Here is a 25,980-nt window from a genome sequence, read left to right as displayed (position 1 = left end):
GCCCCGACCAACGCCGGGGCTTTTCATCAGAACGGGGCCGGAAACAGGAACCGAACCAAAGATCTATGCCTTACGCGGTGAACAGCGCCTTCATCTTCTTCAGCGCGTTCGCTTCCACCTGGCGGATACGCTCGGCCGACACGCCGTACTCGTCGGCCAGCTCCTGCAGCGTCACCTTGCTGTCGGCATCCAGCCAGCGGCGGCGGATGATGTCGCGCGAGCGGGCATCCAGCTCGGCCAGCCCTTCGCGCAGCAGCTGCATCTGGCTGTCTTCGCTGTCGGCGCGCTCGTAGGCCATCGACGGATCTTCATCGTTGGCGACCAGGAACGCAGCCGGCGACGGCGGGGCGTGCTCGTTGTCCTCATCGGTCGGCGCATCGAAACCGATATCGCGGCCGGAAAGACGCGATTCCATTTCCATGACCTCACGCTCGGACACGTTCAGGTCCTTGGCAACGGCACTGACTTCAGCCGCGTTCATCCAGCCCAGGCGCGTCTTCGACTTGCGCAGGTTGAAGAACAGCTTGCGCTGCGCTTTGGTCGTGGCGACCTTGACGATGCGCCAGTTCTTCAGGATGAACTCGTGCATCTCGGCACGGATCCAATGCACGGCGAAGGACACCAGGCGCACACCCATGTCCGGGTCGAAGCGCTTGACCGCCTTCATCAGGCCGATGTTGCCTTCCTGGATCAGGTCGCCCAGCGCAAGGCCGTAGCCGTTGTAGCCGCGGGCCACGTGCACCACGAAGCGCAGGTGCGAATGCACCAGCTCGCGTGCGGCGTCCAGATCGTCACCGTCGCGGAAACGACGGGCCAGGTCCTGTTCGTCATCGACCGACAGCACCGGAATCTGGTGCACGGCACCGATGTAGGCGTCCAGCGAACCGAGCGCACTGGGAATCGGGAGATTGTTTGCCACAAGGGCAGTAGAGGTGTTCTGGCTCATAGGCACCCATCTTAGCAGTCCGGATATTGGACTGCTAAAGGAGGAAAAAGTTCCAGCGTTCCGTACATGCAACACTGGCCCCAAACAGAACCCTACCCTAGCGCGATTTGATGACAGTGGCGAGCGCCTGTTTCGGGATTCACAATCCCTTGCAAATCAACTCATTAAGCCCTGAAACCCTGCGGTGGCGGGGCAAGCGCGGCTGAACAGGGCGGATTCAGGCGGCCCGACAGGCCGGGGAGGTTGCCCGGCGTTCAGCCCAGGCCCCAAGGGGCGGCGCTAGAGGGCCGAACGCGGCGGCAGCGACCAGTCGATCGCGGCCTGGCCCTGGCGCTGCAGGTACTCGTTGGCCATCGAAAAGTGATGGCAGCCCAGGAAGCCGCGATGGGCCGACAGCGGCGAGGGGTGCGGCGCCTTCAGCACGCGGTGGCGGCGGGTATCGATCACCTTGCCCTTCTTCTGCGCGTAAGCGCCCCAAAGCATGAACACCAGGCCGTCGCGCTCACGGTTGAGCACGTCCACCACGTGGTCGGTGAAACCTTCCCAGCCCCGCCCCTGGTGGGCACCCGCCTGGCCCTCCTCCACCGTCAGCACGGCGTTGAGCAGCAGTACGCCGCGCTGGGCCCAGGGCACGAGGCAGCCGTGGTCCGGTCGCGGCAGGCCGAGGTCGCCCTCGATCTCCTTGTAGATGTTCAGCAGCGACGGCGGCACCGGCACGCCCGGCGCCACCGAGAAGCTCAGGCCGTGGGCCTGGCCGCGGCCGTGGTACGGGTCCTGGCCGAGGATCACCACCTTCACCTGCTCGAACGGGGTGGCATCGAAGGCGGCAAAGATCTGCGGGCCCGGCGGGAACACTGCCGCACCGGCGGCCTTGCGCTGGCGCAGGAATGCGGACAGCTCGCGCATCTGCGGCTGCAGCAGGTAATCGCCAACGTGCTGCTTCCAGCTCGGTTCCAGCTGGATCGCCGGGGTGTCCACTACTTCATCGATCATCGCAGCACTTCATCGCAACAGGGGTCCATCGTTCAAGCGGGCCAGCCGCAGCTGGAACAGCACCTTGGTCACCAGCAGGCGCTCCTCGATCGGCTTGAGCACCAGATCGTTGGCACCGGCCTGCAGCAGCCCGGTCTGGTTGTGCGGGTTGCCGTCGCCGGTCATCACCAGCACCGGCAGGCGGCGCTTGCCGTAACCGAAATCCACGCGCACGCGCTGCACCACGTCGCGGCCGCTCAGTTCGCCCTTCAGGGTGACGTCGGTCAGCACCAGGTCGATGCGGTGGCGGCTGCGGCCCAGCGATTCGGCGGTGAGCAGGGTGAAGGCTTCCTCGGCGCTGACCACGTGCAGCACGTTCAACTGCTGCCGTTCGAGCATGCGCTTGGTGGCCTCGGCCACGACGCGGCTGTCCTCGACATACAGGATGGTGGCACCGGGAATGGTCTGCGGCTGCACGTAGCCGCGGATGAAGGTCGCCAGGGCTTCGTGGCCCAGCGCCTTGTCGAAGTAGTCGGTGACGAATTCGGTGAAGCGGCGCTGCTCCAGGTGCTGCTGCGCATCACCGGAGACCACGATGACCGGCACGTAGGCCTGGCCGGCGGCTTCGCGCACGCTCTTGGCCAGCGCCAGGCCGTCGCCATCACGCAGGGTGAGCGAGGTGGTGACCAGGTCCACCGGGCCCTGCGCCAGCACCCGCTGCGCTTCCTCGATGCTGTCGCAGCCGATCACCTCCACGCCCGGCAGGTCGCGCTGCAGGACGTCGGCAATCAGCTTGCGGACCAGCTTGGAACCATCGACCACCATCACTCGAGTCGCGGGCCCTTCAAGGTGCTTCAACGCTTGCGGTCGCATGCTGGTCTCAGGTGTCGGTGGGGCGGGTCTGGCGGAGGAAGTGGCCGGTCACCAGCCAGGCACCCAGCCAGCCCAGCAGCAGGGTGCCGAGCAGGACCAGGCTGCCGTGCAGCAGGTCCAGGCCGTGCAGGACGAAGGGGCTCCCGTAGCTGCGCGACAGTTCGGCCAGCGGTGCGCGCAGGGCGGCACCGGCCACACCGATCAGGGCCAGGGCCACCGCACCAGCACCCAGGCCATACCAGGCCCCCAGGTACAGGAACGGGCGGCGGATGAAGCCGTCGCTGGCGCCCAGCAGCTGCAGCACGCCGATTTCCTCGCGGCGGGCCTGGATGTCCAGGCGCACCGTATTGCCCACCACCAGCGCTGCACCGGCGCCGAGCAGGGCCGACAGCACCTGCACCAGGCGTGCACCGAAGGCCAGCCAGGCATCCAGGCGCTGGCGCCACAGGGCATCGTGCTGCACCAGGTCGGCATCGGGCAGGCTTTCCAGCGCGCGCGCCAGGCGCGCGTCGTCCTGGCCCTGGCCGGGGGTGATCACCAGCAGCGATGGCAGCGGATTGTCGTTCAGCGCATCGATCGCTTCGCCCAGGCCGGCATCACGCAGCTCCTGCAGGCCCTGTTCGGGGGTACGCACGGCCACGTTGGCCACATCCTGGCGGTCGCGCAGTTCGCCGGCCAGGCGCAGCGCGCCGGGGCCATCGACACTGGCCTTCAGGAATACATTGATGTCGCGCGACTGCTGCACGCTGCCGGCGAACTGCTTGAGGTTGTCCAGGGCGATGGACAGGCCCAGTGGCAGGGCCAGCGCCAGCGCCATGACCATCACCGTCAGCAGGGTGGCCCAGGGCTTGCGGCAGGCGCGGCCCAGGCTGAACACCACGCTGTGGGCGTGGTGGTGGAACCACACACCCAGGCGCGACGGCGCGGCGGCTTCGCTGTTTTCGTTCTTGCCCATGGGTTACTCCGCCAGATCCTGCGGCGAGATGTCATCCGCCAGCCGGCCGTGGTCGAGGATCAGCACGCGCTTGCGCATGCGGCGCAGCAGCGGCAGGTCGTGGCTGACCACCAGCACGCTGGTGCCGCGCGAAGGCAGTTCGGCGAACAGGGCCATGATCTCCGCCGCCAGGGTCGGGTCGAGGTTGCCGGTGGGCTCGTCGGCCACCAGCAGCTTGGGTTCGCCCACGATCGCGCGGGCGATGCCCACGCGCTGCTGTTCGCCGGCCGACAGCTGCGACGGCAGCGCCTTTTCGCGGTGGCCCAGGCCCATGCGCTCCAGCACCGAGCGCACGCGCTTGGCGATGTCGCCGCGGCGGGTGCCGCGCAGGATCAGCGGCAGGGCCACGTTTTCGGCGATGGAACGGTCCATCAGCAGCCGGTGGTCCTGGTAGACCGCGCCGACCGCACGACGGTGGCGGGGGATGTCGCCGCCACGCACCTTCAGCAGGTTGCGCTCGTCGAAGACCACTGCGCCGCGGCTGGGCCGCTCGTCCAGGTGGATCAACTTGAGCAGGGTGCTCTTGCCCGCCCCGGAATGGCCGGTGACGAACAGCATTTCGCCGGGGGCGACCTCGAAGCTGACATCGGTCAGGGCTTCGTGGCCACCGGCGTACTGTTTGCTGACATTGTCGAAGCGCAGGACACTCATGCCCCGATTATGCAGGAGCAGCGCGACGGATCGGTAGCGCCGGGCCATGCCCGGCGAAAACCTTCCGGCATCGCGGCCCCGGACGGGGCCGCTGCGCTCGCCGGGCAGGGCCCGGCGCTACCGGCTTAGTTGCCCGACAGCATGCGGCGGATCTTGCGGCCGATGCGGGTCAGGAACGAATCGCCGGTGTCAGCGGCGGTACGCACCGGCTTGGCCACCACCTGCACCGGGGTGACCGGGCTGGCGCCATTGCCGGCGGTGTTCTGCGCGCCCTCGGCACCCTCGACCGGACGGCCGTGGCGACGACGACGACGCTTGCGCGTCTTGTGCTCGCCTTCGGCGGCACCTTCCGGTGCGCCTTCTGCACGCGGCGGGCGCGGCGGACGCGGGGCCTGGGCAGCGGCGCCCGGCGCGGCAGCAGCCTGCTCGCCTTCCACGCGCGGCTTGCGCGGGCCACGCGGACGGCGTTCGCCGCTGCGCTCACCGTCGCGACCACCACGGCCACCACCACCGCTGCCGGAGCGGCCGCCACTGCGGCCACCGCCACGACGCTCTTCCTCGGCGGCGCGGGCTTCGCGCGCTTCACGGAAGATCTGGCCGACGCTCTCGTTCTCTTCGCCTTCCTCGCCAGCGGCCGGGGCCGGGCGTTCCGGGCGCGGCAGCGGGGTCATCAGTTCCTTGGTGACCGGCTCGGACGGAATCTTCTGCTCGATGTAGGCCTCGATATCCGGCAGGCCCATCGCGTAGCGCTCGCAGGCGAAGCTGATCGCATCACCTTCTTCGCCCAGGCGTGCGGTACGGCCGATACGGTGCACGTAGTCTTCGGCGTCGAACGGCAGGTCGTAGTTGTAGACGTACTTGATGCCGTCGATGTGCAGGCCGCGGGCGGCCACGTCGGTGGCCACCAGGATTTCCAGCTGGCCCTTCTGGAAGCGGTTGAGCAGGCTCTCACGCTTCTTCTGCGGCACATCGCCGGAGAGCACGCCGACGCGGTAGCCGGCCTTTTCCAGCGAACGGGCCACGCGTTCGACGAACACCTTGGTGTTGACGAAGACCATGGTGCGCGCGCCTTCGCTGCGCGACAGCAGGCCCAGCAGCAGCGGGATCTTCTCGTCATCGGCCGGGAAATAGATGCGCTGGCGAACGCGCGCGGCGGTGATGGTCTCGGCTTCGACCACCAGCTTCTGCGGCTCGTTCATGTGCTCGTAGGCCAGCTCCAGCACGCGGTGGCTGAGGGTGGCGCTGAACAGCAGGGTCTGGCGGGTGGTGCGCTCCGGCATGCGACGCAGCAGGAAGCGGATGTCCTTGATGAAGCCCAGGTCGAACATGCGGTCGGCTTCGTCCAGCACGCAGATCTCGCAGGCGTGCAGCGAGACCACCTTGTGCTGCTTCACGTAGTCGATCAGGCGGCCCGGGGTGGCGATGATGACGTCCACGCCCTGCTGCAGCAGCTCGCGCTGCTTGTCGTAATCAACGCCGCCGTAGACCAGGGCGAAACGCAGGCCCAGGTCGGAACCGAACTTCACCGCATCCTTGTGGATCTGGATGGCCAGTTCGCGGGTCGGGGCCAGGATCAGCGCGCGCGGGTCTTCCGGCTTGCGGTCGGCCAGGGCCGGGCGGGTCAGCAGGCGGTTCACGACAGCGACCAGGAAGGCCAGCGTCTTGCCGGTACCGGTCTGTGCCTGGCCGGCGACATCGCCGCCGGGCAGCGCGACCGGCAGGGTCAGCGCCTGGATGGGCGTGCAGCGGGTGAATCCGGCTCCTTCAAGACCGGCCTGCAGGGCCGGATGCAGATCAAAGGAGGAAAAGGTCAAATCGGTCAGCGGTTTGTCGCTCATGTGTCCGTCTTGGTATGGCCGCCGGCCCGTAGGGCGGCTGGCACTTCATCGTCTAGGGGCACCGTCGCAAACTGCGGCCCCTGCGGCGGGTTGGCCGGCTGGGACCACCCGGTCCGCACGCCGCACAATGTTCCAGTTTAACGCACTCCGGCCGGCAAACCGGAACGGGGCGTCTCACAGGGCTTGGAGACGATTCCCAGGGCCTGACGCCTTCACCCAGCCAGACGGCACTTGAACGGCCCCGCCCCGCCCTCTGGACCCCCGCCAATGCCACCCCCATCTTCGGGAAGACAGTGAAATCCGACACATACCGGGCAGCGACACGATCACGATACGCTGGGTTCCAGCCAGCATCTGTCCCCGCCCCGCGATAGGGGTACACTGCCGGCCGTGAGCGTCCAGGCATCCCGCCGAACGCACCGCGGCAGACCGCCGCGAGGCAACGACGAGGGTCGCGCCACCGGGCATGGCCCAGTTCACCCACCTCCGGCCTGGCCGGGTGCAATCCAAGACGAGAAACCAAGATGAGCGACAAGGTTGTACACGTCGGCGATGCCGACTTTGATAGCGCCGTACTGAATTCCAAGGAACCGGTGCTGGTCGATTTCTGGGCCGAATGGTGTGGCCCGTGCAAGATGATCGCCCCGGCGCTGGACGAACTGGCCGACGCCTACCAGGGCCGCGCCAAGATTGCCAAGGTCAACGTCGACAACAACCGTGCGCTGGCTGCCAAGTACCACGTGCGCTCGATTCCGTACCTGGTCGTCTTCAAGGACGGCGAAAAGGTCGGCGAGCAGATCGGTGCGGTGGGCAAGGCCCAGCTGGCCGGCCTGCTGGACAAGGCCCTGGCCTGACCCTGCTGTTCCACGGCAGCCGCTGACCGCGGCTGCCGCGGGCGTCCTGCGCCCATATGAATGTTGTTCCCGGCGACCCTTGCATGGCGCCGCTGGCCGATGATAGTGTCGGCATATCCGGCCGCGTTCGCGTGCCGCACCCTCTGGACGCAGTTTCTTCCAGACCCATTCCCAACGTTCGCCGCCCGCAGCCGGGCGCTCGCACCTTCAAGCGAGGAATAACGCTCTTGTCCGATAACACTCCTGAAACCGGCAGCGCCGATGCGCCCGCCGAAAAGCGCGTGCGCAAGCCCCGCGTGAGCAAGGCCGCCGCTCCGGCAGCCGCCGAAACCAGTGCTGCCCCCGCGCAGCCGACCCTGCCGCTGGCAGCCGCGCCCGAAGCGCCGGCACCGGCCGCAGCCGCTCCCGCGCCGAGCGCGCCCGCTGCTGAAGCCCCCGCCTCCGGCGGCGGTGATGGCGGCGAAGGCCGCGAATCCGGCCAGCCGCGCCAGCAGAACCACCAGGGCGGTGGCCAGAACCAGGGCCAGAACAACAATCCCTACAACCAGGGTGGCCAGAACGGCCAGCAGGGCCAGGGCAACCGCCGCGACCGCTTCCGCAACCGTCGCGACCGCGACCGTGGCGGCCGTGGCCGCGATGACGGCATGCCGCAGGACGGTGGCGAGCAGCAGCCGTTCGTGCCGCGCCCGCACGCCAACGTGCCGGAAGGCTTCCCGGTCTACTCGCTGAGCGACCTCAAGCGCATGCCGGCACAGAAGCTGCTGGAAATCGCTGAGCAGCTGCAGATCTCCGAAGGCGTCGCCCGCGCCCGCAAGCAGGACGTGATCTTCGCCCTGCTGAAGGTGCTGACCCGCCACGGTGACGGCGTCGCCGCCGACGGCGTGCTGGAAATCCTGCCCGACGGTTTCGGCTTCCTGCGCGCGGCCGAGGCCAGCTACCTGGCCGGCCCGGACGACACCTACATCTCACCCAGCCAGATCCGCCGCTTCAACCTGCGCACCGGCGACCACATCTCCGGCCGCATCCGCTTCCCGAAGGACGGCGAGCGCTACTTCGCACTGAACATCGTCGACACCATCAACGGTGAACCGATCGAAGCGTCGAAGAACAAGGTGCTGTTCGAGAACCTGACCCCGCTGTTCCCGCGTCGCCGCTTCACTCTGGAGCGCGGCAACGGTTCGTCCGAAGACATCACCGGCCGCATCCTCGACCTGATGGCGCCGCAGGGCAAGGGCCAGCGCTCGCTCATCGTTTCCCAGCCGAAGGCCGGTAAGACGATGATGATGCAGCAGGTGGCCACGGCCATCACCACCAACCACCCGGACGTGCACCTGATCGTGCTGCTGATCGACGAGCGCCCGGAAGAAGTGACCGAAATGCAGCGCACCGTGCGCGGCGAGGTCATCAGCTCGACCTTCGACGAGCCGGCCGCGCGCCACGTGCAGGTGGCCGAAATGGTCATCGAGCGCGCCAAGCGCCTGGTCGAGCACAAGAAGGACGTGGTGATCCTGCTGGACTCCATCACCCGCCTGGCCCGCGCCTACAACAACGTAGTGCCGAGCTCGGGCAAGGTGCTGACCGGTGGTGTGGACGCCAACGCCCTGCACCGCCCGAAGCGCTTCTTCGGTGCCGCGCGCAACGTGGAAGAAGGCGGCAGCCTGACCATCATCGCCACCGCGCTGGTCGACACCGGCTCGAAGATGGACGAGGTGATCTACGAAGAGTTCAAGGGCACCGGCAACAGCGAAGTGCACCTGAGCCGTCGCATCGCTGAAAAGCGCGTGTTCCCGGCCATCGACATCAACCGTTCGGGCACCCGCCGCGAAGACCTGCTGATCGAACCGGAACTGCTGCAGAAGATCTGGATCCTGCGCAAGCTGCTGCATCCGATGGATGAAATGGCCGCGATGGAATTCCTGCTGGACAAGATGAAGAACACCAAGTCCAACGACGAGTTCTTCGGTTCCATGAAGCGATAAGAAAGAAGCCCCGCATTGCGGGGCTTTTTTTGCCTTGGGGACGCCGCATCCACGCATGGCGTGGATCTACCGGTAGCGCCGGGCCATGGGGCCATGCCCGGCGAAATACATCCCCGGGCGCGATCACGGACACGCCGGGCATGGCCCGGCGCTACCTTCGGCTTACGGGCAGGCCACCGCGCCCTCTGCATTTGCCGTGTTGGCGGTCAGCTTGACCTGGGTGAATGCCGCCACGAACGGCTTGTCGGCGGTCACCACGAACGGGGCCTCCACCGCGCCCAAGGCAACGCCCTGCTTGGCAAAGCACGCCAGCGGCACGGTCACCGTCTGCTTCTGCCCCGGCGAAAGCTTGCCCAGCAGCGGGGCGATGTCCACCCCACCCTCGCAGCTGCTGCCGCATTGCATCGTCACCTTCACCGGCGAGGCCGGGCGCTTCACCAGCTGCACATCGAACTGCAGTGCGCCATTGCTGCGCGCCAGTGCGCCCAGGTTGCGGCGTGAGGTGCTGCGTGCGATCAGCTGCGCCGGGGCCAGCCAGGTCACTTCCTTGGCGTCCTGCTGGGTGTTCACCTGCACGGTACGCACCTGCACCACCGGCTTGGCGGTGGGCCAGCGCAGCGTGGCGTTCAGATCGCTGCCCAGCGGCTGGGTCGCACCCGCGGCCGCCACGTGCAGGGCGAACGGTGGCGTGTCGGCACGGTTGAAGATCGGCAGCACGGTCACTTCACCGCAGCTGTCCGGGTTGGCTTCGTCAAGCCGCGCGACCTTGCCGCCCTTGGCGTAGCTGAGGCCATAGCCCAGCGCGAACAGCGAGGGCTTCTTCGCATCCGGCTGATCGATCGGCGCCGGGCATGGCACGCCGGGCCAGGGGAAGCTGAGGCGGCCGTGGAAATCATGCACGGGCTTGCCCCCCTTGCCGGCCACCAGCACGTCGGTCACCCCCTTGCCTTCGGTGCCCGGCAGCCAGGCGGCCACGAAGGCGCTGGACAGGTTGAGCAGGTCGTTGGTGTACATCGGCCGACCGGACATGTAGACCGTCACCACCGGCTTGCCAGTGGCAGCCGCGGCCTTCAGCGCAGCCAGATCCTGTGGGTACGCGCGGCTGTGGCTGACGGTATCCGAAGCGAGGATGTCGCCATTGGTTTCCGCATACGGGGTCTCACCGATCACCGCCAGCACCACGTCGAACGCCTTCGGATCGACGCCCTGGCCATCGGCACTGAAGCTGACCTTGTCCGCGCCCAGTTCGGCACGCAAGGCGCCCAGCACGGAATCGGCGTTGGGGAAATCGACATTCCTGTTCTCGGTACCCTGCCAGGTGAGCGACCAGCCACCGGACTGGTCGCCGATGTTGTCGGCGCCCTTGCCGACCACCAGCACCCGCGCATCGCGGCGAAGCGGCAGCGCCTTGCCTTCATTCTTCAGCAGCACCAGCGATTCGCGCACGGCGCGCCGCGCCAGCTCGCGGTGCTGCACGGCGCCGGCATCGCCCGCGTAGCGGCTGTCCGACGGCTTGTGCTCGAACAGGCCGGCGCGCAGCTTCACCCGCAGGATGCGCGTCACTGCGTCATCGATGCGCGCCATCGGGATCTCGCCCTTCTGCACCTGCGCGGTGGTGTTGTCGATGAAGGCCTTCCAGTCGTCGGGCACCATCACCATGTCCACGCCGGCATTGATGGCCTGCGCGCAGCTGTCATTGCGACAGCCCGGCACCTGGGCGATGCCGTTCCAATCGGAAACGACGAAGCCGTCAAAACCCATCTTGTCCTTCAGCGCATCGGTCAGCAGTGCCTTGCTGCCGTGCATCTTGCCGTAGTCCACACCGGCGGCGCGGTCGTTCCAGCTGTTGAACGAGGCCATCACCGTCTGCGCGCCCTCGGCCAGCGCGCCGTAATAGCCCTGCGCGTGGACGTTGATCATGGTGGCCTTGTCGACCAGCGCCTCGCCCTGGTCACGGCCGTTGTCGGTGGCACCATCGCCCAGGTAATGCTTGGCCGTGGTGACCACGTTGCCATCGTCCTTGAAGCTGCCTTGCGCGCCCTTCACGTAGGCGTGGGCGTAGCTGCGGATCACTGCCGGGTCGGACGAATAGCTTTCATAGGTACGGCCCCAGCGCGGGTCATGGGCCACGGCCAGAGTAGGTGCGAACACCCAGCCGATGCCGGTGGCGCGCACCGAGCGCGCGGTGGCTTCGCCGATGCGCTCGATCAGTTCGGCATCGCCGGCCGCGCCCAGGCCGATGTTGTGCGGGAACAGGGTCGCGCCCAGCACATTGTTGTGGCCATGCACCGCATCGGTCCCCCAGATGACCGGCACCGGCGTCTTCGCATCGGTGGCCAGCGATGCAGCGTGGTAGGCATCGGCCAGCTTCAGCCAGTCCTGCACGCTGGCGTGCTTGTCCATGCCCGGCCAGGAGCCGCCGCCATTGAGCACTGAGCCGATGTAGTAGCGACGCACCTGCTCGGGCGTGATCGTCTTGATCTCGGCCTGGATCATCTGCCCGATCTTCTGCGCCAGCGTCATCTGCGAAAGGATCTTCTGCACGCGGCTTTCGATTCCGGCATCGGCACTGATCGCGCTCTGCACGTGCGGCCAGTCCTGCAGGCGTTCGCCGCCGGCCGGTGCGGCGCCGACGGGGGCGGCAAGGGCAGCCAGCAGGCAGCTGGCAAGAAGGGTCTGGGTGGGGCGATTCACTGGGCTCTACCTCCGTGGATGAAGTTCCTGTCATGCGGGCCTGCGGCAGCACGACAGTGCGGGCACTTGCGTACCGTTCCTGACAGCGCTGTCATATAAGCCCGCCTGTGTACTGTCAATCGTTGTCCGTGCGCTTCGTGGTGGCCATCCCGCAACCACGGGCCCCGGCGCATCACCGGCGCGCTACAGTGGTGCCCGGGTGCTGCATCGCGACAAGGAATCGGGACGTGCCAGCGCACCACATGTCGTGGCAACATCCGCCTGCTTCGGCAATACCGACCGGGCCACCACGCTCTACCATCGCCGCGTGCCCGCCGCCTTCCAGGAGGAACCATCGCACCATGCGCAGTCGAATCGAGGATGTCGCCGCCGTTGCCGGGGTTTCGATCAAGACCGTGTCCCGCGTGCTCAACCACGAGCCGAACGTGCGCGAGCAGACCCGCGAACGGGTGCTGGCGGCCGTGGCGCGGCTGGGCTACAAGCCCAACCTGTCGGCGCGCAGCCTGGCCGGCCAGCGCTCGTATGCACTGGCACTGGTCTACAACAATCCCTCGCGCAACTACCTGATGGAAATCCAGAGCGGCATGCTGGAAGCCTGTCATGCGCAGCACTACAACCTGATCCTGGGCCCGGTCGGCACCGGCCGCCGCACCCTGCCCGACCTGGCCGCGCTGTTCGAGAACTCGCGCCCGGACGGTGTGGTGCTGATCCCGCCGCTGACCGATGACGAGGTGGTGCTGTCCTACCTGGAAGAGCACGACATTCCGTTCGCCTGCATCGCGCCGCGCCATCCGGAAGGCCGCATCGGCGTGCGCATGGACGAGACCACCGCCGTGGTCGAACTGATCGGCCACCTGGTCGCGCAGGGCCACCGCCGCATCGCCCACATCAAGGGCCCGCGCGCGCACGGTGCCTGCCAGTGGCGACACGCTGGTTACCGCCAGGCGCTGCGTGACGCCGGTATCGCCTATGACCCGGAACTGGTGGTCAATGGCCAGTTCTCGTTCGAATCGGGCGTGGACGCGGCCAATGTCCTGCTCGACCTGGACGAGCCACCGACGGCGATCTTCGCCGCCAACGACGACATGGCCGCCGCGGTCTACCGCGTGGCCGGCGAACGCGGCCTGCGCGTGCCACGCGACCTGTCGGTGTGCGGCTTCGACGACACGCCCATTGCCGGCCACATCTACCCGGCACTGACCACGGTGCGGCAGCCGACCGCGCACATGGGGCGGTTGGCGACCGAACAGCTGATCGAGCACATCCGTGCCGACAGCGCGGGGCGCATGATCACCGTCGACCACGCGGTGCTGGAACGCGAATCCACCGCCGCGCCGCGCAGGCGCTGACGCTTGCCGAAGACGGCTCACGGCACCGGCAGCCGTGAGCCCTTCCACGCGTAGAAGGCGATGTACAGGTAGCACAGCACGGGCAGCAGGAAGGACAGCTGCAGGCCATGGTGGTCGGCCAGCCAGCCCATTGCCAGCGGAATGACCGCGCCGCCGACGATGGCCATCACCAGCAGGCTGGACGCCGGACCGGTGAGCGCGCCCAGGCGGGTGATGGCCAGGGCGAAGATGGTCGGGAACATGATGGAGTTGAACAGGCCGATGCTGACCACCGCCCACTTGGCCAGCCCCCCGCTGGCGGTGACGGTGATGCCCAGCAGCACCACCACGGCCAACGCGAACACGCCCAGCAGGTGGCGGGCATCCAGCCGCGCCAGCAGGGCCGCGCCCAGCAGGCGCCCAACCAGCGCGCCGCCCCAGTACAGCGACACGTAGCCGGTGGCTTCCTGCTCGGTCATGCCGTGGCCGATGCCCGGCGAGGACAGGAAGTTGACCAGCACGCTGCCGATGGACACCTCCGCACCCACGTAGAAGAAGATCGCCAGCACGCCCAGCCGCACGTGGCGGTGGCGCAGCGCATCCCACACGCGGCCCTGCGTGCTGCTGCCTTCCACGCCGGTGATGGTGGGCAGGCGGAACATCCAGATTGCCGCCGCCAGCAGGAACAGCACCACGGCCAGCCCGAAGTACGGCAGCTGCACCGACTGCGCTTCGGCGGCGCGATACGCCAGCGCCTCGGGCTGCGGCAACAGTGCCAGCTGCGCTTCACTGCGCGGCTGTGCCGACAGGATCAGCAGGCCGCCGAACAGCGGTGCCAGGGTGGTGCCCAGCGAGTTCATCGACTGTGCCAGGGTCAACCGGCTGGAACTGGTGCGCTCATCGCCCAGCAGGGCGACGTAGGGGTTGGCCGCCACCTGCAGCACGGTGATGCCGGTGGCCAGCACGAACAGTGCGGCCAGGAACAGGCCGTAGACATGCGCGGCCGCCGCCGGCCAGAACAGCAGTGCGCCGACGCCGGCGATGGCCAGGCCGGCCACGATGCCACGCTTGTAGCCCACCGCCGCGACCAGCCGCCCGGCAGGCAGCGACATCAGGAAATAGGCGCCGAAGAAGGTGAACTGGATCAGCATCGCCTGCACCCACGTCAGTGCGAAGGCGGCTTTCAGGTGCGGAATGAGGATGTCGTTGAGGCAGGTGAGGAAGCCCCACATGAAGAAGATCGCGGTGACCACCGCCAGTGCGCGGGTATTGCCCTGCACGTGATGTCCGCGAACGGTCGTTGTTGTGTCCAAAGTCTGTCCTCCTGGTCAGTCATTGAAGCCATGGTGCGGTCATGCAGGACAGGCGGCGGTCATCCGGGTTGTCCAGCGCTGTCAATTCACTGGAAGACCCTGCCCGACCGCTCCCACCCACGCATCCGCGCAGTTTCGTTTTGCACCGCACAACACTTTTCCGCATCCGGATTGGCAGCGCTGTCATCCCTGAAAAACCGCTGCGGATGCCGCCGTACAAGGCAATTCACCGATGCGCGCGGCTTCGTGGCAACGGTTACATGCGGACCTGCGCGACCGCCTGCGTGGCGCCCTTGATGGCAGTTTGTTGACAACGCTGTCAACCGTGGGCCCAATCCGGCCACATGCAGTGACCCGTGATTGAGACGACGCACGATCGCCACCAACGCATTCCCTGGGGAGGGAGCTTCCATGAAGACGTACAAGGCTGTACCTCGCAAGACGTTGCTCACTTCCGCGCTGCTCGCGGCCCTGGCTGCGCCCGCCTGGGCGCAGGACGCGCCCGCTGCTGGCAGCGATCCGGTCGACCCGGCCACGCTCGATACGGTGCAGGTCACCGGTATCCGCGGCAGCCTGCAGTCGTCGATGAACCTCAAGCGCGACAGCCAGGGCGTGGTCGATGGCATCGTCGCCGAGGACATCGGCAAGTTCCCCGATACCAACCTGGCCGAATCACTGCAGCGCATCAGCGGCGTGTCGATCGACCGCACCTCCAGCGGCGAAGGTTCGAAGGTGACCGTGCGCGGCATCGGCCCCGACTACAACCTGGTGCTGTTGAACGGGCGGCAGATGCCGGCGTCCAACCTCGGCAACGGCGGTGGCGGCCTGAACGGCTCGCGCTCGTTCGACTTCGCCAATCTCGCTTCCGAATCGATCTCGGCGGTGGAGATCTACAAGACCAGCCGCGCCGACAACCCGGCCGGTGGTATCGGCGCTACCATCAACATCAAGACCCTGCGCCCGCTGGAATCGGCACCGGTCATCAGCCTGGGCCTGAAGGCGGTCAACGATTCGTCCAACGACAACCTGCCGCGCACCCTGCAGGGCTCGAACATCACCGGCGAGCTGTCGGGCATCTTCAGCCAGCGCTATGCCGACGACCGCTTTGGCGTGGCCCTCAGTGCCAGCCACCAGGAACGCGACTCCGGCTTCAACCAGGCCACGGTGGCCGAAGGCTGGGCCACGTTCTACGGCAACAACACCACCGACTGGCGCGCTCTGCCGCAGCCAGGCCAGGGCTATTCGGACCGCATCAGCAACCGTCCGGGCCCGAACGACGTATACGCGCGGCCACAGAACACCGCCTACAGCGTCAACGGCGTGCAGCGCCAGCGCACCAATGCGCAGGCCACCTTCCAGTGGAAGCCGGCCGACAATGTGACCACCACGCTGGACTACACCTATGTCGAGAACAAGGTGCAGCAGCAGCGCAGCGAACTGTCGGTGTGGTTCAACTACGGCCCGGGTGACAGCATCTGGACCAACGGCCCGGTGTCCGCACCGATCATCTACAGCGAAGACATGACCAACTCGGACGTGTCGATGGGTGGCGCCCGGCTGGCCACCAAGACCGACATGCAGTCGCTGGGCTTCAACGTGGATTGGGAAGTGAACGACGCGCTGGACCTGTCGTTCGATGCGCACAATTCCACCGCCGAATCGCAGCCGGACAGCCCCTATGGCTCGGCCGGCGTGCTGGGCGTGGCCGCCTTCGTGCGTGGCAAGACCACGGTCGATTACAGCGGCGACCTGCCGATCATCAACATCGCCCTGCCGCCGGGTGGCGTGCAGGCGTCCGATGCGCTGGTGACCGGCTCGGTGTTCCAGAACAGCTACAACAAATCCAAGGTGCAGCAGTACCAGGGCCGCGGTACGTTCCGCTTCGCCGACTACTCGGCGCTGGACTTCGGCATCGGCCACACGCAGGTGGAGAACCGCTCGGCGTCGGCCATCATGCAGCGCAATTCCTGGGGTGGCCTGGGTTCGCCGTCCGACTATGCCGATGACATCTGGTATTCGGACAACATGGCCCGCTACTTCAAGTCGTTCTCCGGGCACAGCGACCCGCGCCTGACCGGCCAGTTCCTGGTGTTCGACTTCGACCGCCTGATCGACCGCGCCGCGCAGGTCGGCACCGCGTCCGACCCGGCCTGCCCCACCTGTTACTACGCGCCCAGCGAATATTCCGAAGACATCCGCACCACCGAGAAGACCCGCAGCGCCTACCTGCAGTACCGCACCACCTTCGACTGGTCGATGCCGCTGCACATCGGCGCCGGCGTGCGCTATGAGCAGACCGAAGTGGAATCCAACGCGATGGTGCGCGTGCCCACCGGCATCAGCTGGGGGTCGGCCAACGAACTGAACATCGTGTATGCCGCAGACAGCAGTTTCGTCGGCGGCCGCGGCAAGTACGACTACGTGCTGCCCAACGTGGACCTGAAGCTGGACCTGAGCGATTCGCTGGCCCTGCGTGGCAGCTACAGCCGCACCCTGGGCCGCCCCAGCTGGACGCAGATCCAGAGCGGGCAGTCACTGGCTGACATCGTGCGCACCCAGGGCGGCAGCGGCAGCCGCGGCAACCCGGGGCTGGAGCCGCTGATCTCGGACAACTTCGACATGTCGCTGGAGTGGTACTACGGCGAAGCCAGCTACGCCTCGGTCGGCTTCTTCCGCAAGAACATCAAGAACTTCATCAGCGATACCGTGGTGCGCGAGAATTCCGGCAACCTGCACACGCCGGTGGGTGGCGCGTACTGGAACGAAGCACTGGCCTCCTGCGGCGGCACCGACATGCCGTGCATCCGCGATTACATCTTCACCAACCATGCCGGCGACCCGGGCGTGAACTTCACTGGCGTCAATTCGGCCGGCCAGCTGACCGGTACCATCGAAGGCCTGCCCACTGACCCGATCGCCGGCTTCGACGTGACGGTGCCGGCCAACCAGCATTCGGACCACCTGGATGGCTGGGAAGTGGCGGTGCAGCACCTGTTCGGCCAGTCCGGCTTTGGCGTGGCCGCCAACTACACCAAGGTGAAGTCGGGGCTGACCTTCAACAACCTGAGCCTGGGTGACCAGTACCCGATGATCGGCCTGAGCGATTCGGCCAACCTGGTTGCCTTCTATGACAAGAACGCCTGGCAGATCCGCGCGGCCTACAACTGGCGCGACAAGTTCCTCAACGGCATCGGTGGCCAGGGCCCGAACCCGAACTACACCGCGGCCTACGGCCAGCTGGATCTGAACATCAGCTACGCGGTGAGCGAGCAGCTGACGCTGAGCCTGGAAGCGATCAACCTGACCGACGAGACCATGCGGACCTACTCGCGCCACACCAACATGCTGCGCTACGCCACCCAGACCGGCCCGCGCTACATGTTCGGCGTGCGTTACAAGTTCTGACCGGCTGCAGTACCGTAGAGCCGAGCGTGGGCTCGGCTCTACAGGATCCGGCCAGCTCCGCACCGCTCCGCTCCGGATGCCCGCACATGTTGCCTTCGCCCCGCCCCATCGAAGAGATCCACGGCCTGGACCCGGCGCAGCTGCAGGAGCAGCTGCCCACCTGGACCACGCCGAAGGTGATCCGCGGGCTGGTGGCGCACTGGCCGCTGGTGGCGGCCGCGCGCCGTTCCGCCGCCGAAGCGGTCGCCCAGCTGGCCGCGTTCGACCACGGGCAGATGCCGGTGACCGCGACCACCGCCGCGCCCGAAGCGCGCGGCCGGCTGTTCTACAACGAGGACATGAGCGGCTTCAATTTCCGCCGCGAACAGGTGCCCTTGAAGGTGGTGCTGGCCACCCTGCTGAAGTACGCCAGCGACCCCGCGCCGCCCTCGATCTACGTGGCCTCCACCACGCTGGACAGCTTCCTGCCCGGCTTTGCCCAGGCCAATCCGCTGCAGCTGGGCGTGCCCGACCCGCTGGCCAGCATCTGGATCGGCAACCGCTCGCGCATTGCCGCCCACCAGGACGTGCCGGACAACCTGGCCTGCGTGGCCGCGGGCCGGCGCCGGGTCACCCTGTTCCCACCGGCGCAGATCGACAACCTGTATGTCGGGCCGCTGGACTTCACTCCCGCCGGGCAGGCGATCAGCCTGGTCGACTTCCATGCACCGGACCTGCAGCGCTTCCCGCGCTTCGCGCAGGCGCTGGCGCACGCGCAGGTGGCCGAACTGGAGCCCGGCGATGCGGTGTTCATTCCCTCGCTGTGGTGGCACCACATGGAAGGGCTGGAAGCGTTCAACGTGCTGGTCAACAGCTGGTGGCGGCCGGTACCGGCGTGGATGGATTCGCCGATGAACGCGCTGATGCTGGCCATCCTGGCCCTGCGCGAGCTGCCGCCGGAACAGCGCGCGCACTGGCGTTCCATGCTTGACCACTATGTGTTCGATGCCGATGAACATACGGCCGCGCATGTACCGCAATCCGCCCGCGGCCTGCTGGCACCGTTGGACGCTGCAGGCGCCGAACGCGTGCGCGATACGCTGCGGCGGCGACTGCAGCGCTGACACTGCAGCTGCCCCGCCGCGGGCGAATGTGCCCATAATGGCGGTTCCCCCACCGACCGTGCACGGCTGCGCTCCCGCTGCGCCGCGCACTGCTGCCGCATGCCACCCATCTCCAAACGCCTGAACCTGGGCAAGCTGATTCTCGCGCTGGCCCTGCTGACCACGCTGGTGGCGCTGGCCAACACCCTGCTGGCCAGCTACCGCGTGCAGCGCGACCAGCTGGTGAGCAACACCCTGGAAGCCAACCGCGTCTACACCAGCAAGCTGGCCGAGACGACGCAGATCTTCCTGCAGTCGGCGCAGCAGCAGCTGGCGTACGCCGCGACCCGGCTGGGCGAAAGCGGCCTGGACAGGGACCACGCGCAGGACGAGGCCAGCCGGCTTCAGCTGCAGTCCAGCAGCTTCAATTCCTCGCTGGTGGTGAATGTGGATGGGCGGGTGATCGCCACCTCGCCGCAGACCCTGCAGCTGCAGGGCGAAGTACTCAAGAGCTTCGGCAACAACCAGGCGCTGGCACGGCGCCAGCCGATGATCAGCGATCCCTACCAGTCGGCCACGGGCAAGCTGCTGATCTCGCTGTCACACCCTGTCTTCGACCGCGAAGGCACCTACCTGGGCTATGTGAGCGGCACCCTGTACCTGCGCCAGCGCAGCGCGCTGCACACGCTGCTGGGCAAGCACTACTACCGCGACGGGTCCTACCTGTACGTGGTGGACCACAACGGCCGCATCATCTACCACAACAACCCGAAGGAAGTGGGCACCTACGCGCTGGACAACCCGGCGGTGAAGGCGGTGATGCGCGGCCATTCGGGCAGCCAGCAGCTGGTGAACAACCATGGCGTGGCGCAGCTGTCCGGCTACGCGCCGGTGCCGGCCACCGGCTGGGGCATCATCGCCCAACGCCCCACCGAAGCCACCCTGCAGCCACTGTCGCGGCTGATGACCTCGGTCATCTGGAACGCGATTCCGCTGGGCGTGCTGTCGCTGCTGATCACCTGGTGGTTCGCGCGGCGCATTTCGCTGCCGCTGTGGCAGTTGGCGCGCAACGTGCAGGACGGCGAAGACACCGGCAACGCGATCAGCCACGTCAACGGCATCCGCGCGTGGTACTTCGAGGTGGCGCAGCTGAAGCAGGCGGTGCTGTACAGCTTCAACGCGCTGCAGGACCGCATCGGCACCCTCAACCGGGCCAGCCGCACCGATCCGATGACCGGGCTGCTGAACCGCCGCGGCCTGCAGAACGCGCTGGAAATGCTGCAGGCGCAGGGGCTGCCCTTCTCGATCGTGGCGCTGGACATCGACCGCTTCAAGGCCATCAACGATGGCCATGGCCACGACGTGGGCGATGGCGCCATCGTCCACATCGCCGAGCAGATGCGCCGCCATTCGCGCGAAACCGACGTGCTGTGCCGCGCCGGTGGCGAGGAGTTCCTGGTGCTGCTGCCTGGCGTGGGCGTGGCCGCGGCACAGCAGGCCGCCGAGCGGCTGCGCCAGGCCATTGCCGAGCAGCCGTTCGCACCGGTGGGCACGATCACCGTGTCACTGGGCGTGGCCCACTTCCCCACCTTCCATGCCGACGTGGAACAGGCGCTGCGGCTGGCCGACAAGGCGCTGTACCTGGCCAAGGAACAGGGCCGCAACCGCGTGGTGGTCTACCCGCACGCAGACTGAGGCCACGGGCTGACCACAGCGCGGCAGCGCCGGGCAATGCCCGGCGGCGCGTCAGCCCAGCGGGGTCAGCAGGCGCGGACCCTCGTTGCGGCCGACCATGTAGACGCCGCCTTCGGGCAGCAGATCGGTACCGGCGGCCTGCGCTTCCTCGCCGGTCTTCCACGGTGCCTGCTGGCGCGGGCCCGGAATGTAGGCCGACCAACGGCCATAGCGTGTTTCCTTCGGGTCGAAGGCGTAGCTGACCGGCACCCGCACGGTCCAGAACTCGCGGTCCTTGTCCTCGCCGGTAGTGGGCGGCCTGAAGGTCCAGTCGCGTGCATTGCGGATGCTGGCCTTGGCCAGCACGTCGCGCAGCATCTGCATGGTGCGTTCGGAACCGACCGAGGTCAGGTTGGTCCGTTCGGCCACCACGTCGGCCACCTTGCCATCGCGCCCCACCTTCACCAGCAGCAGAACCACGCCCTGGCCGCGGATCGCGGCCGCCTTTTCCGGGTACATGGGCGGGCGCAGCTTCACTGCGGTGACATCGTCGCTGCTCGGGTTCTTCTCATCGTGCAGCTTGCCGAAGTTCGCATCGGCCACGCGGATCTGCATGGTGCTGTCGGTCAGGTTGTCGGCCAGCAGGCGCAGGCGGACCGCCGTGCGTGCCTGCACCGGAGCGCCATCGACCAGCACGGGCTGGAAGCGCCAGGCCTTTACCGTCCTGTCGACCAGGGATGCCACGTCCGCGGCCACCTTTTCACGGTGGTCCAGCTGGAAGCCTTCAACCTGGCCCTCGCGGCCGATGTCGATGACGCCGCTGAGGGTCATGCTGGCTTCGGTCTGCTTGCGTACTTCACGTGCGGACTGCGCGTCGGCCGCGTCGATGCAGGCCGCGCCGCCCCCCAGGGCCAATGCCAGGGCCAGGAAAAGGGAAGATCGCATCACACTCACTCCTTGTGCTTGGAACCGCAAGCCTACCGCAGGTGCGGCGGTGCTGCCCCAGTCTCTGGCCTCACCCGCTGCGCAGGCATTCAGGCAAGGCGATGGCTGGCCGCGTAGGGCGGCGTATCCGGGTAGTCGCCGGCGGCGAAGTGGGCCTGCAGGCCCTGCCACCAGGCCGGGTCGAACAGATGCCGGTAGTGTTCACGCACTGCCGCCAGCTCCAGTGCCGGCAGGCCCATGAACGGGCCGAAGCGCTCGGGAAACACGTCACGCGGGCCGACATGGAACCAGGGCTCGTCAGCCAGTGCTTCTTCCGGCGTGGAGGGCTGCGGCCAGGCGCGGAACACGCAGTCGCTGACCAGGCACAGTTCGTCGTAGTCGTAGAACACGGCGCGGCCATGGCGCGACACACCGAAGTTCTTCGGCAGCATGTCGCCGGGGAAGATGTTGTTGCGGGCCATGTCGGTGATGGCCTGCGCATAGTCCAGCACCGCCGCGCGGATGGACGCTGCGGCCTGCTCGCGCAGGTACAGATTCAATGGGCGGAAGCGGCGCTGCACGTAGCACAGGGCGATCTCGATCTGGTCGCCCTGCACGCGCACGCTCTGCCCGCACTGCTGCAGCAGCTCGTCCAGCAATGCCGGCGCGAAACGCGCGCGCGGGAATCGCAGGTAGCGATAGGGTTGCGCATCGAGCAGGCGGCCGACGCGGTCCAGGTTGAACACCAGCGCGTACTTCTCTTCCACCTGCTGCCGCGACATCGCCTTGGGCCAGGCGAAGCGGTCGCGGATCAGCTTGAACACCAGCGGATAGCTGGGCAGGGTGAACACCGCCATGACCATGCCCGGGGTGCCTTCGGCGTGCACCAGCTGCTCGTGCGGGTGTTCGCTGAAGTGGCGGAAGAAGGTGCGGTAGCGCTCGGTCTTGCCCTGCTTGGCGCGGCCGAGCACGGTGTAGATCTCGTCGATGGGCTTGCCCGGCAGCAGGCTGCGCAGGAACACCACCGCGTCGCCCACGGTGGCCAGGTCGGCCTGGAAATAGCTGCGCGACACACCGAACAGATGGGCGACATCGCGGCGCCGGGTCAGCACGGCATCGGCGCGCAGGCCCTGCTCGTCATTGACCAGGGCGATGACGCATGGCGAAAAGCGGTGTTCACCGAACACGCGCCCGACCAGGTAGGCGCGGCGTTCGCGGTAGAACACGGTGTCCAGCAGTTCGATGCTGCGCACCGGAGTATCGCCCCAATGGGCCAGATCATCCTGCAGGCGCACGGCGATGGCGGCTGCGCAGCGCAGCTGGTGCGCATACGGCACGTCGAAGCGGTAATCGGCCAGCACCCGCTGCAGCGCCTCCACCGGGCGGGTGGGCGATACCGCATAGGTGTGGCGGGCGACCGGATGGGTGATCGCATCGGACGGCTCGACGTCGAAGGCGATGAATTCCAGGGCCGGATCCACGCCGCGGGTGGCGAACAGGCGCCGTGCCAGGGTGTTGTAGAAGGTCTTGTACAGCTCGGCATCGATCAGCCCCTGCAGCAGGGCGCTGTAGCGGGCGTGCACCTGCAGCCACAGCGCGCGTTCGCCGATGGCTTCGCCGGCCACGCGGCGCAGCGCATCCATGCGTTCGGCGATGCACAGGTCGTAGAGGGCGATGCGCTCGACCGCGTCCTGCCGCGCGCCGGCCCAGTCGCGTTGTTCAAAGCGCTGCCGCGCCCGCGCGGTGATCGCCGCGAAACGGGCGTGGTAGTCCTCGAAGCCATCGCGGATGGCCGCAGCGATGCGCGGCGCCAGGTCAGCGGCGATGTCGGGCTGGGACATGCACGGCTCGGCAGGGGGATGGATATCCACCATACGCCGGCGTGGGGTGCCTTGTGTAGAGCCGAGCCCATGCTCGGCTGCTTTCGAGCAGAAACAGCCGAGCATGGGCTCGGCTCTACAGACGCCGGTGGCTCAGATCGCCAGTTCGGCTTCCACGTCCTGCACCTTGCGCCGGGCCAGGGCCAGGTTGCTCTTGGCGCGGTCCAGCACGATGTAGAAGAACAGGCCCTTCTTCTTCGCGACCGGGCGCATGATGTGGTACGCCTTGCCCAACGAGATCAGGATGTCCTCGATGCTGTCGTTGAGGTTCAACGAGGCGGCGGTCTTCATCTTGGCCCGGATCACTTCGGTGTTGCCTGCGGCGGCTACTTCCATGTCCATGCCGGCGCCCGCTTCGCCCAGCAGCATGCCGCTCTCGTAATCGACCAGTGCCACCGCCTGCGCGCCGTCGATCCCCATCAATGCATTCAGCGATTCAGTCAATCCAGCCACGTCGCACCCCTTGTCGATGTTGGTTCGAGCCCCTCGTTCCCCTGCGGACGGGCTCACGATCCGCCGAGTTCGGCCAGGATCGCCTGGCCACATTCCCTGCTCTGCCACAGCACCTGGCCGATCACGCTGCGCTGGTCACAGGCCGCCATCAGCAGCAGCGGCGCGCGGCCCTCGGCCTGGATGGCCAGCATCAGTACCTTGCCGCCCAGCGCCTCCAGCATCAGCGTCTGCAGATCACCCAGTGCCAGTTCGCGGCCCACCGCAGCCGCCAAGGCCAGCATCGCGCTGGTCATCGCCGCCAGCCGTTCGCCGCGCCCGTCGGCACCTGCACTGACCAGGGCGAAGCCATCAACACTGGCCAGCACCACCGTACGCACGCCTTCCACGCGTTGCTGCAGGTCCTGCAGCAACGGCTGCAGGCGCTCGCGCTGCCGCGCATCGGGCAGTACCGCCACCTGGCCATCAGCCATGCGCGGCCACCAGGGCGTGCGCTTCCATTTCGCTCATCAACACATCCATCAGCAGCAGGCCCTGTTCGCGATCACGCGCATCCACCGGCAGCAGTGGCAGCGGCTGGTCATCCAGGCAGGCACGCGCCGCCCAGTCATCCAGCGCCGCATCGGGAACCTGGTCCAGGTGGGTGACCGCCACCACCAAGGCCAGCGCGCCCGCAAACGGGCGCAGCGCCTGCAGGTAGGCCTCCAGTTCGGCGGCCACGCCGGCGCGGCGCGCGTCCAGCAGCAGCACCGCACCGCGTGCGCCCTGCAGCAGGATCGGCCACAGGAAATCGAAGCGCTGCTGCCCCGGGGTGCCGTACAGGCGCAGGCGCTCGCCGTTGGGCAGGTCGATATCGGCGTAGTCCAGGGCCACGGTGGTGGACGCCTTGTCCGCGCCACTGCGGTCACTGTTGGCCACGTCGGTGTCGATCACCGCACCGGCGGCGATGCTGCGCACCAGGGTCGATTTGCCGCTGCCCATGCCACCGAGCACGACCACCTTGTGCTCACGCATTGCGCTCGCTCCCGCGCAGGCTGCGCCACAGGCGCGCCAGCAGGCCGCTGTCCGGGCCGTTGCCGCGCGCAGCGATGGGCGCGGCCGCGCCTGCCTGCAGCTGCGCGTAGCCACACAGGTAGGCGGCATGGATGAAATCGCGCACGGCGGCGGCCGGCAGGTCCAGCAGCATCGCGCACTCGTCCACCGTGCAGGCGCGCTTGAGCAGCAGCGAGCACAGGCGGAAGCCATCGTGGTCATGGCCCAGCACGCGGAAATCGGGCCAGCGCAGCAGCTTCACCGATGCGCCGCGCAGGCGTTCGTCCAGCGCCTGCCAGTGGCGGCTGCGCTGCGCCCATTGCCACAGCAGCGGCCGCAGTGGCTGGCGTGCGCGCGTCCCGGCCAGGGCCTGGAACTGCGCAGCAGACAGCGCATCCAGGTGCAGGTGTTCGAAGCCCTGGGCCAGGCGCTCCACCAGCGCGCTGGCCGGCTCCTGCAGCAGCACCGCCTGGTCCTGCTCCAGATCCAGCAGCAGCAGTGGCTGCCCGCTTTCGCCCAGCAGCGCGTGGCCCTGGCGCAATGGCAGGCGCTCGCGCAGCAGGCGGGTGATGGCGTGTGCGCCGTCGGCCAGACGGATCGGCGCCGGTTCGGCACTGCCCTGCATGCCGCGCAGTGCGCGGCCGATGGCGCTGTCGTCCAGCACGTCCTGGCGGCCGTGGCCCTCGCGCAGCTGGCCGCCACTGCCTTCTATCCAGCACTGCAGGCGCGGGCGCTGCTGGCGCATGCGCAGGGCGGCATTGCGCAGCGCCGGCGTATCGCGGATCACCAGCAGATCGCAGTCGTCCAGATCCTGGCTGCGGCGCACTTGTCCCTCCGGCAGGGCCGAGGCCAGGCGCAGGCGTTGCAGCAGGGCGCGTTCGCCCTGGATATCGGTTCCCACCACCAGCACGCGTGCCATCCGTGTTCCCCGGGCGACCGCCTCCCCGGCGGTCTCGCGTCGCCAAGGCTAGGCCATCGCCAGCCGCGTCCGTCGTGATCGACTGCTCAGATTGATGGCGACCGCGAACACGTGCCGAGCGGTTCTGCGACGGCCATCGTGGGCAAGTTTCATGCCGTATTGACGGGGTTAC

Annotated in this window: 20 protein-coding genes; 6 read left to right on the top strand and 14 right to left on the bottom strand. The window is 67.6% G+C overall.

All coding sequences use genetic code 11. The features are described 5' to 3' along the window. Positions 1 to 70: 70 nt before the first annotated feature. The 6 genes from rpoH to rhlB all read right to left on the bottom strand — a co-directional run bounded on the left by rpoH (position 71) and on the right by rhlB (position 6,274). A complete protein-coding gene (rpoH, locus tag ACM2ZB_RS17440) occupies positions 71 to 946 on the bottom strand; it encodes an RNA polymerase sigma factor RpoH (protein WP_416056375.1) in 876 nt (291 codons plus the stop codon). 279 nt (positions 947 to 1,225) lie between these two features. Then, entirely contained in the window at positions 1,226 to 1,939 is a 714-nt protein-coding gene (gene ung / locus ACM2ZB_RS17435) for a uracil-DNA glycosylase (protein ID WP_416056374.1), read from the bottom strand. 9 nt (positions 1,940 to 1,948) lie between these two features. After that, positions 1,949 to 2,791 carry a response regulator gene (locus ACM2ZB_RS17430; protein WP_313440826.1) on the bottom strand — a complete coding sequence of 281 codons (843 nt, stop codon included), beginning with the start codon at positions 2,789 to 2,791 and terminating at the stop codon, positions 1,949 to 1,951. Between the two features lie 7 nt (positions 2,792 to 2,798). Further along, a complete protein-coding gene (gene ftsX / locus ACM2ZB_RS17425; RefSeq protein WP_416056373.1) occupies positions 2,799 to 3,746 on the bottom strand; it encodes a permease-like cell division protein FtsX in 948 nt (315 codons plus the stop codon). Between the two features lie 3 nt (positions 3,747 to 3,749). Then, positions 3,750 to 4,436 carry a cell division ATP-binding protein FtsE gene (gene ftsE, locus ACM2ZB_RS17420; protein ID WP_079223801.1) on the bottom strand — a complete coding sequence of 229 codons (687 nt, stop codon included), beginning with the start codon at positions 4,434 to 4,436 and terminating at the stop codon, positions 3,750 to 3,752. Between the two features lie 125 nt (positions 4,437 to 4,561). Continuing rightward, on the bottom strand, positions 4,562 to 6,274 hold the full coding sequence (gene rhlB, locus ACM2ZB_RS17415) for an ATP-dependent RNA helicase RhlB (RefSeq protein WP_416056372.1): 1,713 nt from the start codon (positions 6,272 to 6,274) through the stop codon (positions 4,562 to 4,564). 524 nt (positions 6,275 to 6,798) lie between these two features. On the opposite strand from rhlB, the gene trxA reads away from it, so the two are divergent. Together trxA and rho are read left to right on the top strand one after the other, a co-directional pair. Continuing rightward, complete coding sequence (gene trxA / locus ACM2ZB_RS17410) at positions 6,799 to 7,128, top strand: thioredoxin (RefSeq protein ID WP_025878607.1); 330 nt, start codon at positions 6,799 to 6,801, stop codon at positions 7,126 to 7,128. A gap of 227 nt (positions 7,129 to 7,355) precedes the next feature. After that, on the top strand, positions 7,356 to 9,107 hold the full coding sequence (gene rho, locus ACM2ZB_RS17405; protein WP_416056371.1) for a transcription termination factor Rho: 1,752 nt from the start codon (positions 7,356 to 7,358) through the stop codon (positions 9,105 to 9,107). A gap of 162 nt (positions 9,108 to 9,269) precedes the next feature. On the opposite strand, the gene ACM2ZB_RS17400 is transcribed toward rho, so the two are convergent. After that, positions 9,270 to 11,801, bottom strand: coding sequence for a glycoside hydrolase family 3 N-terminal domain-containing protein (locus ACM2ZB_RS17400; protein WP_416056370.1), 2,532 nt, complete (start codon positions 11,799 to 11,801; stop codon positions 9,270 to 9,272). A 341-nt stretch (positions 11,802 to 12,142) separates the two neighbouring features. Here ACM2ZB_RS17400 and ACM2ZB_RS17395 point away from each other — a divergent pair, with 341 nt between their 5' ends. After that, entirely contained in the window at positions 12,143 to 13,150 is a 1,008-nt protein-coding gene (locus ACM2ZB_RS17395) for a LacI family DNA-binding transcriptional regulator (RefSeq protein ID WP_416056369.1), read from the top strand. Between the two features lie 17 nt (positions 13,151 to 13,167). Here the strand turns inward: ACM2ZB_RS17395 and ACM2ZB_RS17390 are convergent, their stop codons facing one another. Beyond that, a complete protein-coding gene (locus ACM2ZB_RS17390) occupies positions 13,168 to 14,361 on the bottom strand; it encodes a sugar MFS transporter (protein WP_416058573.1) in 1,194 nt (397 codons plus the stop codon). A 492-nt stretch (positions 14,362 to 14,853) separates the two neighbouring features. Between ACM2ZB_RS17390 and ACM2ZB_RS17385 the strand changes: the two genes are divergently transcribed. The 3 genes from ACM2ZB_RS17385 to ACM2ZB_RS17375 all read left to right on the top strand — a co-directional run bounded on the left by ACM2ZB_RS17385 (position 14,854) and on the right by ACM2ZB_RS17375 (position 20,624). Next, on the top strand, positions 14,854 to 17,847 hold the full coding sequence (locus tag ACM2ZB_RS17385) for a TonB-dependent receptor (protein WP_416056368.1): 2,994 nt from the start codon (positions 14,854 to 14,856) through the stop codon (positions 17,845 to 17,847). A gap of 86 nt (positions 17,848 to 17,933) precedes the next feature. Continuing rightward, the gene (locus ACM2ZB_RS17380; RefSeq protein ID WP_416056367.1) at positions 17,934 to 18,950 is read left to right on the top strand and encodes a cupin-like domain-containing protein; all 1,017 of its coding nucleotides are present in this window, start codon (positions 17,934 to 17,936) and stop codon (positions 18,948 to 18,950) included. A 99-nt stretch (positions 18,951 to 19,049) separates the two neighbouring features. Further along, positions 19,050 to 20,624 (top strand): diguanylate cyclase, encoded by a 1,575-nt coding sequence (locus ACM2ZB_RS17375; protein ID WP_416056366.1) that lies wholly within the window; start codon positions 19,050 to 19,052, stop codon positions 20,622 to 20,624. 51 nt (positions 20,625 to 20,675) lie between these two features. Here ACM2ZB_RS17375 and ACM2ZB_RS17370 read toward each other — a convergent pair whose 3' ends face one another. The 6 genes from ACM2ZB_RS17370 to ACM2ZB_RS17345 form a co-directional block, all read right to left on the bottom strand. Beyond that, on the bottom strand, positions 20,676 to 21,548 hold the full coding sequence (locus ACM2ZB_RS17370) for an energy transducer TonB (protein WP_416056365.1): 873 nt from the start codon (positions 21,546 to 21,548) through the stop codon (positions 20,676 to 20,678). Between the two features lie 89 nt (positions 21,549 to 21,637). After that, positions 21,638 to 23,368, bottom strand: coding sequence for a bifunctional isocitrate dehydrogenase kinase/phosphatase (gene aceK, locus ACM2ZB_RS17365; protein WP_416056364.1), 1,731 nt, complete (start codon positions 23,366 to 23,368; stop codon positions 21,638 to 21,640). A 132-nt stretch (positions 23,369 to 23,500) separates the two neighbouring features. Then, the gene (locus tag ACM2ZB_RS17360; protein WP_416056363.1) at positions 23,501 to 23,860 is read right to left on the bottom strand and encodes a hypothetical protein; all 360 of its coding nucleotides are present in this window, start codon (positions 23,858 to 23,860) and stop codon (positions 23,501 to 23,503) included. 53 nt (positions 23,861 to 23,913) lie between these two features. Continuing rightward, positions 23,914 to 24,330 carry a roadblock/LC7 domain-containing protein gene (locus ACM2ZB_RS17355; protein ID WP_313440849.1) on the bottom strand — a complete coding sequence of 139 codons (417 nt, stop codon included), beginning with the start codon at positions 24,328 to 24,330 and terminating at the stop codon, positions 23,914 to 23,916. Then, positions 24,323 to 24,871: a GTP-binding protein gene (locus ACM2ZB_RS17350; protein ID WP_313440851.1), complete on the bottom strand. Its 549-nt coding sequence runs from the start codon at positions 24,869 to 24,871 to the stop codon at positions 24,323 to 24,325. Before ACM2ZB_RS17350 ends, ACM2ZB_RS17355 begins: the two co-directional genes overlap by 8 nt. After that, complete coding sequence (locus ACM2ZB_RS17345) at positions 24,864 to 25,808, bottom strand: hypothetical protein (protein WP_416056362.1); 945 nt, start codon at positions 25,806 to 25,808, stop codon at positions 24,864 to 24,866. The genes ACM2ZB_RS17350 and ACM2ZB_RS17345 overlap by 8 nt, the downstream gene beginning before the upstream one ends. Between the last annotated feature and the right edge of the window lie 172 nt (positions 25,809 to 25,980).

Origin of the sequence: Stenotrophomonas maltophilia (genome assembly GCF_047782825.1) — a bacterium.
In the GTDB taxonomy this organism is placed as follows: Bacteria; Pseudomonadota; Gammaproteobacteria; order Xanthomonadales; family Xanthomonadaceae; genus Stenotrophomonas.
This window is presented reverse-complemented; position numbering and strand designations above follow the sequence as displayed.

What these genes read in the sequence shown, in the direction of transcription:
- ACM2ZB_RS17380 (WP_416056367.1), top strand. Translation starts at nt 17,934, where the DNA reads ATGTTGCCTTCGCCCCGCCCCATCGAAGAGATCCACGGCCTGGACCCG.
- ACM2ZB_RS17355 (WP_313440849.1), bottom strand. Translation starts at nt 24,330, where the DNA reads ATGGCTGATGGCCAGGTGGCGGTACTGCCCGATGCGCGGCAGCGCGAG.
- ACM2ZB_RS17430 (WP_313440826.1), bottom strand. Translation starts at nt 2,791, where the DNA reads ATGCGACCGCAAGCGTTGAAGCACCTTGAAGGGCCCGCGACTCGAGTG.
- aceK (WP_416056364.1), bottom strand. Translation starts at nt 23,368, where the DNA reads ATGTCCCAGCCCGACATCGCCGCTGACCTGGCGCCGCGCATCGCTGCG.
- ACM2ZB_RS17390 (WP_416058573.1), bottom strand. Translation starts at nt 14,361, where the DNA reads ATGTGGGGCTTCCTCACCTGCCTCAACGACATCCTCATTCCGCACCTG.
- rhlB (WP_416056372.1), bottom strand. Translation starts at nt 6,274, where the DNA reads ATGAGCGACAAACCGCTGACCGATTTGACCTTTTCCTCCTTTGATCTG.
- ung (WP_416056374.1), bottom strand. Translation starts at nt 1,939, where the DNA reads ATGATCGATGAAGTAGTGGACACCCCGGCGATCCAGCTGGAACCGAGC.
- ftsX (WP_416056373.1), bottom strand. Translation starts at nt 3,746, where the DNA reads ATGGGCAAGAACGAAAACAGCGAAGCCGCCGCGCCGTCGCGCCTGGGT.
- ftsE (WP_079223801.1), bottom strand. Translation starts at nt 4,436, where the DNA reads ATGAGTGTCCTGCGCTTCGACAATGTCAGCAAACAGTACGCCGGTGGC.
- ACM2ZB_RS17385 (WP_416056368.1), top strand. Translation starts at nt 14,854, where the DNA reads ATGAAGACGTACAAGGCTGTACCTCGCAAGACGTTGCTCACTTCCGCG.
- ACM2ZB_RS17370 (WP_416056365.1), bottom strand. Translation starts at nt 21,548, where the DNA reads ATGCGATCTTCCCTTTTCCTGGCCCTGGCATTGGCCCTGGGGGGCGGC.
- rpoH (WP_416056375.1), bottom strand. Translation starts at nt 946, where the DNA reads ATGAGCCAGAACACCTCTACTGCCCTTGTGGCAAACAATCTCCCGATT.
- ACM2ZB_RS17395 (WP_416056369.1), top strand. Translation starts at nt 12,143, where the DNA reads ATGCGCAGTCGAATCGAGGATGTCGCCGCCGTTGCCGGGGTTTCGATC.
- ACM2ZB_RS17350 (WP_313440851.1), bottom strand. Translation starts at nt 24,871, where the DNA reads ATGCGTGAGCACAAGGTGGTCGTGCTCGGTGGCATGGGCAGCGGCAAA.
- ACM2ZB_RS17375 (WP_416056366.1), top strand. Translation starts at nt 19,050, where the DNA reads ATGCCACCCATCTCCAAACGCCTGAACCTGGGCAAGCTGATTCTCGCG.
- trxA (WP_025878607.1), top strand. Translation starts at nt 6,799, where the DNA reads ATGAGCGACAAGGTTGTACACGTCGGCGATGCCGACTTTGATAGCGCC.
- ACM2ZB_RS17345 (WP_416056362.1), bottom strand. Translation starts at nt 25,808, where the DNA reads ATGGCACGCGTGCTGGTGGTGGGAACCGATATCCAGGGCGAACGCGCC.